This is a genomic window from Pseudarthrobacter phenanthrenivorans Sphe3 (assembly GCF_000189535.1).
In the GTDB taxonomy this organism is placed as follows: Bacteria; Actinomycetota; Actinomycetes; order Actinomycetales; family Micrococcaceae; genus Arthrobacter; species Arthrobacter phenanthrenivorans.
The window spans coordinates 2319592-2333224 of the sequence record NC_015145.1 but is presented as its reverse complement, the minus strand read 5'-3'; the positions used below and the strand labels follow the sequence as shown (position 1 = coordinate 2333224).

Here is a 13633-nt window from a genome sequence, read left to right as displayed (position 1 = left end):
GCCGGGCATTACCGCGGCAGAGGTCACCGGGTGAGGGTGCTCACCTGCCCGGCAGGAGCGGAGGTGAGCATGACGGTTTCGATGCGCGTGATGTCGGCAGGTGACGGCTATAAGTACCTGCTCAAGACCGTCGCGGCAGCCGACGGCAACAGGCCGCTCTCGACGCCACTCACTCGCTACTACATGGAAGTAGGCACCCCGCCCGGCCGCTGGGTCGGCGCGGGCGTAGCGGCCCTCGGCAAGGGCGAGATTCAGTTGGGCGACCGAGTATCAGAACACCAACTCCAGCTACTGATGGGGACTGGCCATGATCCGATCACCGACCAGCCGCTCGGTCGTTCCTTCCCGACCTACAGGAGCCAGGCGGAGCGGATCGAGGCGCGCATCGCCGACCTCGAACCGACGATGACGCCTGGCGCCAAGGGCGAGGCCGTCGCGCAGATCGTTGCCGAGGAGACTGCCCGGAGCACACGACGCGCGGTAGCTGGCTTCGACTTCACCTTCTCGATCCCGAAGTCCGCGTCAGTGTTGTGGGCGGTCGCAGACGCCGGGGTCCAAGCGCTGATCGCGGAGGCGCATCATCGAGCGGTTGCGGAGGTGGCTGCGTTCATGGAACGCGAGGTTGCAGCCACCCGCACGGGCGCAACCGCCGGAGATGGCGCGGTTGCGCAGGTCGATGTCACCGGACTCATCGCGACCGCATTCGATCACTTCGACTCCCGCGCCGGCGACCCCCACCTCCACACGCACGTCGTCATCAGCAACAAGGCCAAGACCGTCCTCGACGGGAAGTGGCGCTCGCTTGACGGCAGACCGATGCACGCCGCCGTCGTGGCGCTCTCCGAACTACACGAAGCCGTGTTCGCCGACCACATGACGCGCACCTTCGGCCTCTCCTGGGAAGCGCGCGAGATGGGCCGTGACCGGAACCCAGCATGGGCGATCACGGGAGTCCCAGAAGAACTGGTCACAGAGTTCTCTACCCGCGCCCGCCACATCGACGCCGAGAAGAACCGGCTCATCGACGAGTACGTCGCTCAACACGGACGCCAACCATCGAACGCAACAATCCTCAAACTGCGAGCCCAAGCCACACTCGCGACCCGCCCAGAGAAGCAGGTCCGATCCTTGGCTGACCTGACCGCCGAGTGGCGGGACCGCGCCACGAAGACGCTCGGCCGGGACGCGACGACGTGGGCACGCGAGGTCACCGACAACGACAAGCCGCTCCTGCTGCGCGCCGATGACGTGCCGCTCGACGTGATTGGCGAGTTGGGGCGTTCGGTCGTCGAGGTGGTCGGTGAGAAGCGCTCGACCTGGCGGCGATGGAATCTCATGGCCGAGGCATCCCGGCAGACGATGGGCTGGCGCTTCGCCACCATGCAAGACCGGGAAGCCATCGTCGCGATGACCGCCGACGCCGCCGAACTCGTCTCGCTCCGGCTGACTCCGCCTGAACTCGCAGCCTCTCCGGTCGTGTTCCGCCGGCCCGACGGCAGCTCGGTGTTCCGACCGAAGAGCTCGACCGTGTTCACCTCCGAGACCCAGCTCGCGGCCGAGGACAGACTCCTCGAACGAGCGGCGAACTTGGCCGGTCCGACAGTGCCTCTCGCAACCGTTGAGACGATCACGCGCAGTCCTGACGCAGACGGCCGGGTGCTCGGCGACGACCAAGCCGACGCCCTGACCCGCATCGCGGTATCAGGACGCCTCCTCGATGTTCTCGTCGGCCCCGCCGGGGCGGGCAAGACCACCGCCATGAACGCACTCCGCCGCGCCTGGGAGGCCGAGCATGGCTCCGGGTCCGTCGTCGGGCTGGCGCCGTCAGCGGTCGCAGCCCAGGTCCTCGCCGACGATCTCGGGATCGCGACGGAGAACACGGCGAAGTGGTGGCAGAACCACCTCCTCCACGGCACCACCTTCGAGGCGGGCCAACTCGTCATCATCGACGAAGCCTCCCTCGCCGGCACCCTGTCCCTGGACCGCATCACCCACCTCGCCCAGAACGCGGGCGCGAAGGTACTCCTGGTCGGCGACTACGCCCAACTGCAATCCGTAGACGCCGGCGGCGCGTTCGCGATGATCGCCAGAGACAGAGCCGACACCCCCGAACTTGTCGACGTTCACCGCTTCACCCACGCCTGGGAGAAGACCGCCTCACTCGAACTACGCCAGGGACGAACCCAAGCCATCGACACCTACCTCGTCCATGAGCGCATCACAGATGGCGACGGCGAGGCCATGACAGAGGCCGCCTACAACGCCTGGCGCGCCGACCGCGACGCGGGACTGGTGTCTGTGATGATCGCCGAGACCCATGAAGACGTGACCGCACTGAACCGGCGCGCCCGCGCCGACCTGATCCTCAACAAGACGCTGAACCCCGACCGCGAAGTCGAACTGCGCGACGGCACCGCCGCAGGCGTCGGCGACACCATCATCACGCGACTCAACAACCGGAGCCTGCGCACCCTGGCCGGGCGGGACTGGGTGCGCAACGGCGACATCTGGACCGTAACCGCCGTCGGTGACGACGGGACCATCACCATCGCACGCGACTACGGGACCGGCACCTCGATCCGCGACGACGGAACCATCAGGGCTGGCAGGCGCGCGCGCAGGTTCGGCGGCGGCATCGTCCTCCCCGCTGCGTATGTGGCTGAGCATGTCGATCTCGGCTACGCAGTCACCGCCTACCGCGCCCAAGGCGTCACGACCGACACCGCGCACGTGCTGGTCGAACCGACCTCGACGAGGGAGACCTTCTACGTCGCGATGACCCGAGGCCGGCACTCGAACCACGCCTACGTGACTCTCGACCGCGCCGACGACCACGCGCAGCCACACCCCGGCGACGACCCGCATGCCACTGCGCGAAGCGTGCTCTACGGCATTCTGCAGCACAGCGCGGCCGAACTCTCGGCGCACGAGACCATCGTGGCCGAGCAGGAGCAGTGGGGCTCCATCGCGCAGCTCGCCGCCGAGTACGAGACCATCGTCGCCGCTGCCCAGCACGACCGTTGGGCCGCTCTCGTCCGCGGCTCCGGGCTTACCGCGGAACAGGCCGAGAGCGCCGTCGAGTCCGATGCGTTCGGCCCGCTCGCGGCTGAACTCCGCCGTGCCGAAGCCAACCATCACAATGTCGATGCGCTCCTCCCGCGCCTCGTGGCCGCGCGCGGATTCGGCGACGCCGACGACATCGCCGCCGTTCTCCACTACCGGGTCGAGCGGGCGACCGCGCGTCCCGCAGGCTCCGGCAGGACACGCAAGCCAGCGCGACTCATCGCCGGCCTCATCCCGCAGGCGCATGGCATCATCGACGCCGAGATGCGAGCAGCCCTTGACGAGCGAGAAGCGCTGATCGAGGCCCGTGCCGACGCCGTACTCGAAGCTGCGCTGACCGAGAGTGCACCGTGGACGAACGCCCTTGGAGCGCCTCCCGCCGACCGACGACGAGCCACAGCGTGGCGCAAGGCCGCACGCGTGATCGCCGCATACCGCGACCGCTACCGCGTCACCGACGACGCACCCCTCGGCACCCCGCCCGAGTCCGCCGCGCAGAAGATCGACGCCGCCCGAGCACGAACTGCCCTCGATCGAGTTCGTGGCTTCATCGCTGAGGTGAGCGAAGTACCGCAGCATTCACAGGGACGCTATGGCGCCGAGCGCTCACTCTGAAGCGCGCCGACTGCCGTAGTCAACACGCATCCGGGAGAAGCACCTCTTCGATCACCCCTGCGCTTGCAGACGTACGTACACGAAGGGTAGGCACGTACCTTGCGCGGTGATCTTCACCAGTGATGGGATCGGAGTCATCCCACTCGTGGACGACCACGCGCAGGGTATTGGTGAGCCTCCCGATGAGCAGCGCAAGTGGGAACGGGCACCGTAGCAGGAGGTGCACCTCGGCGTTGGAGTTGTCGTTCGACAGGGCACGAATGTGCGCGGCAACGTCGGCGGCGATCAGGCCTGCATCAGAGGGGTCGAGTAGCGTGCCGCTCGCACTTGTGAGATGACGCCAAGCCGCGAGAAACGGTTCGTGGGCTTCGATGTACCGAACGAAGGCGGTGTCGCTGCGTTGCGGCAGGAGATCGACATAGACGGCTACGGAGGGCCGGCCGGCTGTGATCGCCGAAGGACTTCGCCCCTCTCCTGCGACTTGTACTTGTGGTTGGGCGATGAACCGCGCTTCACCATCGCTCGCCCAAGTGGCGCCCTGTTGGTCAATCACGTCCATGTGTCCGATACGAGACGATGGCAGGGCAGCCCCGACTGCGAAGGCCACGGAGAGATGAGCCCCTCCAGCGACACGTAGGCGATGTGCCCCAGAACGGGTCACTGCATCGGGGAGGAGACCGATGGTGTCCTTGAGGTCTTGGAGTCCGCCGACGCTCGGAAGCCGCTCATGAACAGAGGGTCGGAGCCGGATGTCCAGTTCGTCGCCGGTCCGGTCATAGACCTGTGGCGTGTTTCGAGTCTGGAGGCTCAGATGGAACGTTTGGTCGGTTACCTCGATTCGCTCGCGAAGAGACGCGATTCGGTGCCAGACGAAACCACGGATCAATGCGAGCAGACCGTTGCGTTCAGCGGGCTGCTGATCTACACCGCTCAAGGTGCCGGGACGAAGTTCCAGAAGACGGTCGGGAGCGTTGTAATCTGTTCCGCCGTCTTCTGTCTTCACCGAGTTGGTGATGCCGAGTGCAAACACTTCGTGGTCGGCATGTAGGTCGAGGAGTTGGGGTGCTTCCAGCGTCTTCACGACTCTGCTGTTCACCACGTCTGGTGTCGTCACGAGAACGCCGCCGGAGATGCCGACCGCTATCGCTTGCTTGAGTCGCGCCTCGGTGTCGCCTGGGGGCAGATCGTCTCGGTCCCGCCAGACAGGGATGCCGGCGGCGCGGAAGAGCCAGGCGAGCTCCGCAGCAACATCCGTGCCATCGTTCTGGCGGTACGAGATGAAGACAGGGTCTACGGGGTCAGGAGTGGCGGAACCGGATGTCATGGCATCTCCTTGTGTTCTTCAGCGATGAAGGCGGCGTGCCTCACCGCGTCATTGGCGTCTGCGCTGTTTCCAGCAGGCGCGATAGGCAGCCTCGTGGGTATCACTGGCCAGATTCGGTCCCGTTCTATCAGCCAGGTTGCAACGACCACTCGTGCCGATGAATCGAACCCGGCGATGATTGCGATGAAGTGGTCGAATCCCAATTCGGGATCGTTCAGATGACGCATGTACGAGTGGAGATCGATCTCGCTCGGGGAGAGTCCTCCGGTTGGGTGGGTATGCCATTCGCCTATCCACTGGCTACTGTCCTCCAGCCAGGCGGAGTCCGCAAGATGCCGAGCATGGTCGAGGTCTCGCATAAAGCTGCGTTCGCCGTGGGTGGCGTTGGGCCCAGGTCCGCCAGCGTGCCTGATATCAATCCCATCGCGGCCGTCGACTCCGAGCAGGATTCCGCCCGTTTCGAGTCCATCGGTGGATCGCGAAGCTTCGCGCGCAATCGAGCTGAGCGCGACGTCGGTGATCGTCACCGGGGGCACCTCTCCTCGACCTGTCATCCTGGCGAACAGGTGGGGCACGATGTGCGGGGTCTGGGGATGGACGACCACCGAACATCGCCGGCTTGGCTGAGGTTGAAGGGAGCTGCCAGGTCACCTGCTGGTTGGAGACCGATGATGGCGTGTTCGCCGGGAACCTGCTGGGTGTGGTCGCCGTGAAGCGATTCCAGCAGCGTCGCGACGGCTACTTTTGCGGCGAACGTGCCGATGTATCGGAGATCAGGCGGCACAGCCGTCATCGGCTGATGGACGCGTCCGGTGCCGTACTCCAACTCCTGATCGGCCTCAGCGTCCATCGCCCCTTGATCTGCAAGCTGCTGCCGTAGACAGAGGAGACATCCGAAGCGGGACGTAGGACGTAGCCTGATGACTTCTCCGATCGAGCCACTGTCGAGCATACACGCCAAAACCGCCGCCTTCTGTGCGCGCCTGGACAGGTGGCTGACGACGCGCCTGGGAGCAATGCCGTCGGCGGCACAGAGCACCAGATCGACGCTATTGACGATGGGCCGGATATGGTGGGCCTCGGCAACCACGTCACGTCTGTGAGCTACCACGGTCTGCTGCGGCCAGTGTCGGGCGAGGTGATCCTTCATGGCCGCTACCTTGAATCGCCCGACGCTTTCGGCTCCGAGAGCGTGGCGGAGCATGTTGTGCCAGAGGAATCGGTCCGGGTCGACGAGTTCCACACGTCCGACTCCGTACCCCGCGAGGGCCTCTGCTGCGGCGCTCCCGATGCTGCCGCAGCCCACAACCATGACGCTATTGGTGGCGAGTTGCTCGATCGGCCACTTGCCGGCCAATTGCGCCAGGCCAACAACTTCTGGCTCGATCTCGATAGGGAGCGGTTCCACACCGTCGCGTCGGACAGCCCATCCCGCAAACTCCGAAGCCCCGGCCTCTACCAGCTCCGGTGGAAGGTCGGGGTCGTGGGTGACAACCACGCCAAGGTTGTTGCCGGGGTCGGCGACGCCTGGCACCAGCTCCCTGAAATCCTTGAACCCGATAGAGACATCGGGGCGTCTGGACAAGAAAAGATGGTGAAGATGAGCGTCGTTAGGTGCCACTCTGATCCACTGAGCTGCATGGTGGGGGTCGCCCGAGCGAAGCGCGGCGTACTCGCGGGGGACTTCGGCTGGGAGACGGATGTCTTTGCCGGTTTCCACGGCCTGGACGACGTACATATCGTCTGCGGGAGCACGGCGGAGCACCAGTGATCCGCGCGAAAGGTCGGAGCCTGCGATCTTAGTGACCGCGTCTCTGGGCATCACGATGTAGGGATTACGGGGAGGCATCCGCGTCTCCCACATCGTTCGGGTCTGGTGTTGCAGCTGCTTGCTGAATCGCTTGGTCAATCAGGTGGTCGTGCGATGGGTCAGAGACGATGCCGTTGACCGACATCTCATCAATGAGCCCGGCCTTCATGAGGGCGTACTCGATCCGCCACCCCGATGCTTTCGCCAGAAGCTCGGTGAGACTGGCCTCAGGCTGCCAGCCGCCATCGCTCTGGAGCAGGCAGAGTGATCCTCCTGGAGCTACATGCCATGCGGACTGTGTCTGTTCCCAGACCGACGGCTTCGGATCGAGGGAGTAGATGGTCGGCGGAACCATCGGGTGCGCTGCGGAGTAGGCGACGAGCACCCGCAGTTCCTGGTCCCCGAGCAGCGCATCGAGAGCTTCGGGCTTCGGCCTCTCGAAAGGCCAGCGGGGGAGGACGCCGATCCATCCGCCGTGCGGCAAGCCGTCGTCTGCGGGGCTCTGGAATTCGAGTAACGGCGCGAATGCCTGGACCTCAATTTGGTCGCGCGCCAGTCGCGCAGGTTCACACTCAGTCCAGAGCACGGGGCTGAGCGCCGTGGTGCCCGCGTCGTGATCCGGTCCTGTTGCGCGAGTCATCCCTGCGGAGTGTCCTTCACCGGCCGGGGCGCCGCGGGCACGACCGCAGGCGCCGGGTTGCCAGTGGAGGCGGGAGGCTTCGGGAAGTCGTCGCCAAAGACCTCGCCCCAGTGCTTGATCGCGGCGGCAGTGTCGTTGTTCACCTGCGCCCGGAAGGCCCTGATGGCGTTGTCTCGTGCGGATCGAAGGGAATCGACGAACTCGTCATAGTCGATGTCAGGCTGAATCGGTCCGCAGAGCCCAGCAGGATCGGCGACTTCGTTCCCACCCTCGATGTGGTAGCAGGCACTGACGAAGAACTGCTTGATCGCAGCGGGCTGGTTGACGTCCGTCGGCAGGAAGTCGAGCGCGAGGACCTCCATGACGAGAGACTTGATCTTGGTGTCTTGCTCGGCAGCCCACCACTTGAGCATCCGAACAGTGCCGGCGAACTTGTTCCACTGCGCGTGCCGATCCGCCACTTCGGCGATCAGGAACTCTGGGTCGCAAGCGACCCAGTCTTCCGAGAGTGCTTCCGGAATAAGGAGCCGCCCATCGCGGCGAAGCGCAGGCATGGCATCAACCGTGAACGCGTCAGGATCGTCGGGGTCATCCAGGAAGCACTTGACGGCATGGTTGCGCCACCGGGCCACCCGGACGGCGTGGTCGTAGGTGCCGTTCGTCGCCCCGAGCAGCGCGTTGACACGCCCGCGCGTGTAATCGAGAGCATCCGCGGCGGAACCTCCCGGAGTTCCCCACTCAGGATGCTCCTCCTGATCGAAGACGACGATCACATCGACGTCATGGATCGGGTCCTTGTGTGTCCCTCGCGCGAGCGATCCGGACGCGATGACTTCCTTCACGTCGACCTCGGCCCCGAAGGCATCCTTGAAGAGATCACGTCGAGTGCGGGCTTCGCGGACGTGCGCGATGTCGGCGTTCACGACGTCCTGGAAGGTCTTGAAGGCGTCAGTCACGCTCATAGTCGTTCTCCTGATTGGTTCGTCTGGTCGATCACCGTAGCCACTGCCACCGACATTGCTGTGCGGTGCGGAGCGCGGCACGGTGCCTACTTCTTCTTGCTGCCCCTGCCGGTGCTCTCGTTAGTCGTGGTCTTCGGGTGACGCTTCACCGTAGACTGCTTCACGAACCGGCCCGTGACCGCGCTGCGTCCTCGCTTGCCTGCCATGTTCCTCACCTCCTCTGTAGTTCGCGCTCGATGGCGTGCCTCCAGGTTGGAGCACGTCACGACTGTATCAGCAAAGCGGCATCAGTCTCGTTGAGACACGCAGTGTCGTATCAGCAACGAGTCAACGACGCGCTAGGCTTGCGCTCATGGAACGGAGACGGACAGAGGCGACTAACACGGCGAGTCCAGCATGACAGGGACCTCCGACACCGCCCCGGGCATGGAGCGACTCGACCTAACACAACTAGGTGCGATGCTCCGCGAACGTCGGGGGAAGCTGTCGCTTCGTCAAGCGGCTGCCGAGGCTGGCGTCAGCTTTAGCACCTTCACTCGCATCGAGGCAGGTGCTCAGCCCGACCTGACCTCGTTCACCCTTCTGTGCGCGTGGCTCGGCTTGTCGCCCGGGCAGTTCTTCATGCCGACGGCGTTGCGCGAGGTGGCGCCAATCGATGAGGCGATCGCGCATCTTGCTTCCGATCCGCGCCTTGAACCGGATGCTGCATCCAAGATCGCAGAGATGCTGCGCAGCATGTACGACGTCCTGGCCAAGGCGCCGGCTCAGCGCCAGGTGGTTGCTTGCCACCTCCGCGCCGCTTCGATGCTCCGGCCCGGGGTGCCCGAACGGCTCAACTCGCTCTTGGGTGAGATGCACAGCAAGTTGGCCGCGCGCGTTTCGGCTGGGGAGCTGTGACGCTACGTCGCGGGTTCAAGGCAGAGGCCGAACGTGAGGCCGCGCGGGTTCGGAAGGAACTTGGACTCGCCTCGCACGATCGCCTTGATCCGCGCGATCTCGCCAAACACCTGAATGTGTCGATCGTTGATGCCGCAGACTTGGTGGACGTCCGCGAGCTCGAAGAGTTGGAACGACTGCAAGCGTTCGCCTTCTCCGCCGCGACCTTCGAGATCGAGGATCGCCGGATCGTTGTCGTTAGCCCGCTCCGGACTCCGGGTCGGCAGAACAGCGATATTGCGCACGAACTGGCGCACATCATGCTGAAACACGACCTTGCTGAGATTCGTGAACTCAACGGGATGCCCTTCCGGACCTGCAAACCAGAGGAAGAGGAGGAGGCCACGGCCTTCGGGGGCACACTTCTTCTCCCGCGCCCACTGCTTCTCAGTGCAGCGCGTCGACGAACGCCCGTTGACCAAATTGCCGGCCAGTACGACGTGACGGTCGAGATGGCGCGCTTCCGTTACAACACCACCGGTGTCGCCAAGCAGGCTGTGTCCCGATAGGCGGGTCGAGAACGGTCCGCGGTTGGTTGCCGCTGTGAATCTCGGCGACCGATCGCTTGACCTGGGTCGGGACCGTTCTTGTGCGCGACCAACGACTCGATATCGCCGGTGCCGGTGACCAGCCTCGCGAGGCCATCCTGAAGGAGGAGGTGTGGGCCTGCGCTCGTCGCGCTGGTCACTGGACCGGGAACAGCTCCGACGGCGCGGCCGAGTTCGTGCGCGCGCCGGGCGACGGTCATTGATCCAGAGCGAACGCCGGCCTCAACCACGACGGTCACTGCGGAGAATGTGGCCATCAGCCGCGCCCGCGCGAGGAAGCGGTGGCGCGTCGGCACTGCGCCCGGTGGAACCTCGCTGACCATGAGGCCGAGGTCGGCCACTCGCTCAAGCAGTTCACGGTGGCCCATCGGGTAGGGGCGATCAACGCCGTTCGCCATGACCGCGATCGTGTCGCCACCGGATGCAAGGGCTGCTCGGTGGGCCGCTCCTTCGATGCCGTACGTACCGCCGGTCACGACTATCCGTTCAGCGTTGGCGAGGTCGGAGGCCAGCTGCCCGGCCACATGCTCGCCGTAGGAGGTCGCGGCCCTCGCTCCGGTGATCGTGACGAGATCGCCGAGTGGGCGCATGAGGAAGGATGTCGTGCCACGAGTCCACAGGACGTATGGCCGTCGGTCGCCAAGATCGTCGAGTGCGGATGGCCACTCCTTGTCGTCGGGTATCAGCGTGCCGATACCAGCGCGCTCGGCTTCGACGATGTGCTGCGCAAGTGTCCGAGCATCTGAGCGCTCGAACTGGGCACGCCAGACCTGAGCGTCAACGGTGCTGAGGCCCGGCACCACGTCATCACCCTCGGCGAGTCGAAACAGCTCACGCACCCCCAAGTCGCCCAGGAGGCGGCCTGTCACGGCGTCGTCTGGTTCGACGATCATCGACAGCACCATCCGTGCTGTGCGCTCGTCCTGGACTGCCTGGCTCAGGTTCGTCATCCTCGGGTCCTCTCGCTCCTACAGGAGGTGTGCACCGCGAGCCCGAACCCGAAGGGCGAAGGGTTCCGTGAACGCCGACCCCGGCGTACAGTGGGTGGTGAGGCAGGTTCTCCTCATATTGCGGGTCCTTCGGGACGGCCCTCGGGCACTAACACACGTTCTGCCTCCTCGACGGAGTAACACGTGTGACGAGAGGCCCGTCATGTTCCGCCTTATCTGGACGCTCAGCGTTCGCACCCGCGACTATCTGCACCGCTACATGCCGAGCAACCGACTGCTCGCTGCCATCCGCACCCGACGCGGACTCAAGTGGGGGATACCCGCGATGCTGGTCGCGCTTCCGTACATCCTGATCGCCAGCATCTGCTCTGGCGCGGCAGCCGACGACGGCCCCGGCTGGCTCCACCTCATCGTCCTGTGGGCATGCTGGAACGCACTCAAGTTCATCATCATGGGACCCGTGAGCGTCGTTCTGCTCACTCGCGCACGCCTGCGCGAAGCGACGATCCGTCGTCACCAGCGCCACGAAGCGCTCGCGGAGGCGAACACTCGGGTGCCGGTCCTTCGTGCCTAGGCTCAACCGGCGGCGGACGAGGACGCGGTGATCCGCGAACGACGGCCCCCGTCAGGCCGAATCACGACACCGTGCGAAGCGAGCGCTTGCCGGACCGCCTGAGGCCCCGCCCCGACCTTCATGCCGACCTCTACCAGCGTCAACCCGCTGAGGTAGAGGTCGGCTGCTTCATGGATGCGGGAAGGATCGAACCGTCCACGGCGAATCGTCACCTCCCGACGGGCGAGGTGGGTGGCGACCGTGCGGCGGTTCACTCCGAACACGGATGCCAGCTCCACTAGCGTTGCGCCCTCGCGGTACTGCGCCACCAGATCGTCCACCTGCTCCGGTCGAAGGAGGGTTTGAGCCATCCCAAGTGATCGCACCACTCGCCCCCTGGAGTCGGAAACGGTAGGCTCGGAGGAGCGCTGGTTGTGGTTGTAGAAGCCCCGTGACCTGCGCAAGGACAGGGTTTTCAGGTGTGGGCAGGGGTTCTCAAACTCTCTACGGAGGTCCACCGGACAATCCGCCGGAATCACTTTGATTCCGGCGGATTTTTTTGTCTCCGGAGAAACCGGCGGCAAGAGGACATGGCGGACGCCGGCCCGCAGCCACGAGCGATTCGGGCCCGATTGGCGTGCCGGGCAAAAGTGCATTAAGCTGGTCAGGTTGCTCCGGGGGATTTCACCGGTAGCAGCACAGTCCGGGGCTGTGGCGCAGCTGGTAGCGCACCTGCATGGCATGCAGGGGGTCAGGGGTTCGAGTCCCCTCAGCTCCACCGGAGGCACCCTGGGGGTGCAAAAGGGACGGTCCCCACTTGGGGAACGTCCCTTTTTTCGTCCCGCACGATCCCTCTTCGTCCGGTCATATTCCGTGGCGGCCAGCTAAAGCCATTCCGTCCGCCGCAGCGGCGGTTCCCCGCCGCCGGGCCTCTGGACCAGGACCTGGTTGACGCCCGTCAGCCCGTTCTCAAAACCCAGGGCACTGGATGCCATGTACAGCCGCCAGACCCGAGCGCGCCCCAGACCGGCAAGCTTCACCGCATCGTCCCAGTTCGCTTCAAGCCGGTTCACCCAGGCCCGCAAGGTCAACGCATAGTGGCGGCGCAACGCCTCAACGTCCAGGATCTCGAACCCGGCGCCCTCGAGTGCGGTGGCCATCTCGCCCAGGCTGATCATCTCGCCGTCGGGAAAAACGTAGCGGGGAATGAAGGAATCCGGGTCGGGATCGGTCGGGCCTGCATTCCAGGAAATGGCATGGTTCAGCAGCCGCCCGCCAGGCCGGAGGAGGCTGAACAGGGCGGCCGCGTATCCCGGTGTCTGTTCCCGCCCCACATGCTCGGACATCCCGATTGAGCTGATGGCATCGAAAGGACCGTCCCGGACATCCCGGTAATCCTGCACCCGGATGTCCACACGTTCCGTCAGGCCTGCATCCGCAGCGCGCTTTCGCGCAAGGATGGCCTGCTCAGTGGAGAGGGTAACGCCTACAACGCTGGCCCCGTACTTTCCGGCGGCGTGCAGGGCAAAACTTCCCCATCCGCAGCCCACATCAAGGACGCGCATCCCCGGTTTCAGTCCCAGCTTGCGGCAGACGAGGTCAAGCTTGGCTTCCTGCGCGGCGTCCAGTCCGGCGGTAAGCTGCCCCCCGTCGCTCATCCGGGCGTCCGATCCTTCCGGCCATACCGCACACGAATACACCATGGACGGCCCCAGGACCAGGGCATAAAAATCGTTGCCCACGTCGTAGTGGTGGGAGATGGCTGCCGAGTCACGGCGGCGCGAATGCAGCCGCCCCTTCCGCACCACCCTGGCCTCTTCCGGGGGAGGGGCAGGGTTTGGACCCAGGGCTCCCAACCGGACAGCGGTGCGCAGCAGGATCCAGATCTCGCCCGCCGTGAGCGGCCGGAACGGGCCGGGCTCCGCGAACTTCCCTGCCGAGCTGAGGGCCGTGAACGCTGCGAAGATATCCCCGGGGGAGTCAATGTCGCCGGCCACATAGGCCCTGCTGAGTCCAAGTTGGCCGGGGGACCACAGGATCCTCCGCAATGCCCGGCGGGACCGGAACTCCAAAACGGGAGCCCCTTCCGGCCCCGCCTCCGAGCCGTCCCATGCGCGCAGGCGCAGCGGCAGTTCTTCCGTGCCCAGTACAACCGCCAGGGCTTTGGCCAGCCTTCCTGCATTTCCAGTGCTTGTGGTCATGATGCTCCTCCCGTCTCCATGGGCCAAGACT

Annotated in this window: 13 protein-coding genes and 1 tRNA gene; 6 read left to right on the top strand and 8 right to left on the bottom strand. The window is 65.2% G+C overall.

Going from position 1 to position 13633, the window contains the following annotated elements:
* Window positions 1–69: 69 nt before the first annotated feature.
* Window positions 70–3678 (top strand): MobF family relaxase, encoded by a 3609-nt coding sequence (mobF, locus tag ASPHE3_RS10740; protein ID WP_013601255.1) that lies wholly within the window; start codon window positions 70–72, stop codon window positions 3676–3678.
* A 19-nt stretch (window positions 3679–3697) separates the two neighbouring features.
* On the opposite strand, the gene ASPHE3_RS10735 is transcribed toward mobF, so the two are convergent.
* Genes ASPHE3_RS10735 through ASPHE3_RS21465 form a run of 3 tightly spaced genes read right to left on the bottom strand, consistent with a single transcriptional unit; the run spans window position 3698 to window position 6314 of the window.
* Window positions 3698–5002: an SAVED domain-containing protein gene (locus tag ASPHE3_RS10735; protein ID WP_013601254.1), complete on the bottom strand. Its 1305-nt coding sequence runs from the start codon at window positions 5000–5002 to the stop codon at window positions 3698–3700.
* The gene (locus tag ASPHE3_RS10730) at window positions 4999–5529 is read right to left on the bottom strand and encodes a Mov34/MPN/PAD-1 family protein (protein WP_013601253.1); all 531 of its coding nucleotides are present in this window, start codon (window positions 5527–5529) and stop codon (window positions 4999–5001) included. Before ASPHE3_RS10730 ends, ASPHE3_RS10735 begins: the two co-directional genes overlap by 4 nt.
* Window positions 5530–5552: 23 nt before the next feature.
* Window positions 5553–6314, bottom strand: a complete 762-nt coding sequence (locus tag ASPHE3_RS21465; protein WP_254363053.1) for a HesA/MoeB/ThiF family protein — start codon at window positions 6312–6314, stop codon at window positions 5553–5555.
* Window positions 6315–6602: 288 nt separating this feature from the next.
* Between ASPHE3_RS21465 and ASPHE3_RS22655 the strand changes: the two genes are divergently transcribed.
* Window positions 6603–6773, top strand: coding sequence for a hypothetical protein (locus ASPHE3_RS22655; RefSeq protein WP_254362848.1), 171 nt, complete (start codon window positions 6603–6605; stop codon window positions 6771–6773).
* Window positions 6774–6837: 64 nt separating this feature from the next.
* Here ASPHE3_RS22655 and ASPHE3_RS10715 read toward each other — a convergent pair whose 3' ends face one another.
* Window positions 6838–7452, bottom strand: coding sequence for a hypothetical protein (locus tag ASPHE3_RS10715; RefSeq protein WP_013601251.1), 615 nt, complete (start codon window positions 7450–7452; stop codon window positions 6838–6840).
* Complete coding sequence (locus ASPHE3_RS10710; RefSeq protein ID WP_013601250.1) at window positions 7449–8414, bottom strand: nucleotidyltransferase domain-containing protein; 966 nt, start codon at window positions 8412–8414, stop codon at window positions 7449–7451. Before ASPHE3_RS10710 ends, ASPHE3_RS10715 begins: the two co-directional genes overlap by 4 nt.
* A 396-nt stretch (window positions 8415–8810) precedes the next feature.
* Here ASPHE3_RS10710 and ASPHE3_RS10705 point away from each other — a divergent pair, with 396 nt between their 5' ends.
* Together ASPHE3_RS10705 and ASPHE3_RS21460 are read left to right on the top strand one after the other, a co-directional pair.
* The gene (locus ASPHE3_RS10705) at window positions 8811–9311 is read left to right on the top strand and encodes a helix-turn-helix domain-containing protein (RefSeq protein WP_013601249.1); all 501 of its coding nucleotides are present in this window, start codon (window positions 8811–8813) and stop codon (window positions 9309–9311) included.
* Complete coding sequence (locus ASPHE3_RS21460; RefSeq protein ID WP_081459839.1) at window positions 9308–9859, top strand: ImmA/IrrE family metallo-endopeptidase; 552 nt, start codon at window positions 9308–9310, stop codon at window positions 9857–9859. Before ASPHE3_RS10705 ends, ASPHE3_RS21460 begins: the two co-directional genes overlap by 4 nt.
* Here the strand turns inward: ASPHE3_RS21460 and ASPHE3_RS10695 are convergent.
* Window positions 9817–10848, bottom strand: a complete 1032-nt coding sequence (locus ASPHE3_RS10695) for a DNA-processing protein DprA (RefSeq protein WP_013601247.1) — start codon at window positions 10846–10848, stop codon at window positions 9817–9819. The two genes, ASPHE3_RS21460 and ASPHE3_RS10695, sit on opposite strands and share 43 nt — an antisense overlap.
* Before the next feature lie 202 nt (window positions 10849–11050).
* Between ASPHE3_RS10695 and ASPHE3_RS10690 the strand changes: the two genes are divergently transcribed.
* A complete protein-coding gene (locus ASPHE3_RS10690; RefSeq protein WP_013601246.1) occupies window positions 11051–11422 on the top strand; it encodes a hypothetical protein in 372 nt (123 codons plus the stop codon).
* A gap of 2 nt (window positions 11423–11424) precedes the next feature.
* Here the strand turns inward: ASPHE3_RS10690 and ASPHE3_RS10685 are convergent, their stop codons facing one another.
* Window positions 11425–11772 carry a hypothetical protein gene (locus ASPHE3_RS10685; RefSeq protein WP_236021813.1) on the bottom strand — a complete coding sequence of 116 codons (348 nt, stop codon included), beginning with the start codon at window positions 11770–11772 and terminating at the stop codon, window positions 11425–11427.
* Between the two features lie 334 nt (window positions 11773–12106).
* Here ASPHE3_RS10685 and ASPHE3_RS10680 point away from each other — a divergent pair.
* Window positions 12107–12179 (top strand) — tRNA-Ala (locus ASPHE3_RS10680).
* A 106-nt stretch (window positions 12180–12285) separates the two neighbouring features.
* Here the strand turns inward: ASPHE3_RS10680 and ASPHE3_RS10675 are convergent.
* Complete coding sequence (locus ASPHE3_RS10675; protein ID WP_013601244.1) at window positions 12286–13602, bottom strand: class I SAM-dependent methyltransferase; 1317 nt, start codon at window positions 13600–13602, stop codon at window positions 12286–12288.
* Window positions 13603–13633 lie beyond the last annotated feature (31 nt).

Bases quoted from the DNA above. Each gene is read 5' to 3' on its own strand.
- ASPHE3_RS10675 (WP_013601244.1), bottom strand. From the start codon at position 13,602: ATGACCACAAGCACTGGAAATGCAGGAAGGCTGGCCAAAGCCCTGGCG.
- ASPHE3_RS10695 (WP_013601247.1), bottom strand. From the start codon at position 10,848: ATGACGAACCTGAGCCAGGCAGTCCAGGACGAGCGCACAGCACGGATG.
- ASPHE3_RS10690 (WP_013601246.1), top strand. From the start codon at position 11,051: ATGTTCCGCCTTATCTGGACGCTCAGCGTTCGCACCCGCGACTATCTG.
- ASPHE3_RS10715 (WP_013601251.1), bottom strand. From the start codon at position 7,452: ATGACTCGCGCAACAGGACCGGATCACGACGCGGGCACCACGGCGCTC.
- ASPHE3_RS21465 (WP_254363053.1), bottom strand. From the start codon at position 6,314: ATGGTTGTGGGCTGCGGCAGCATCGGGAGCGCCGCAGCAGAGGCCCTC.
- ASPHE3_RS22655 (WP_254362848.1), top strand. From the start codon at position 6,603: ATGAGCGTCGTTAGGTGCCACTCTGATCCACTGAGCTGCATGGTGGGG.
- ASPHE3_RS10685 (WP_236021813.1), bottom strand. From the start codon at position 11,772: ATGGCTCAAACCCTCCTTCGACCGGAGCAGGTGGACGATCTGGTGGCG.
- ASPHE3_RS10735 (WP_013601254.1), bottom strand. From the start codon at position 5,002: ATGACATCCGGTTCCGCCACTCCTGACCCCGTAGACCCTGTCTTCATC.
- ASPHE3_RS10710 (WP_013601250.1), bottom strand. From the start codon at position 8,414: ATGAGCGTGACTGACGCCTTCAAGACCTTCCAGGACGTCGTGAACGCC.
- ASPHE3_RS10705 (WP_013601249.1), top strand. From the start codon at position 8,811: ATGACAGGGACCTCCGACACCGCCCCGGGCATGGAGCGACTCGACCTA.
- mobF (WP_013601255.1), top strand. From the start codon at position 70: ATGACGGTTTCGATGCGCGTGATGTCGGCAGGTGACGGCTATAAGTAC.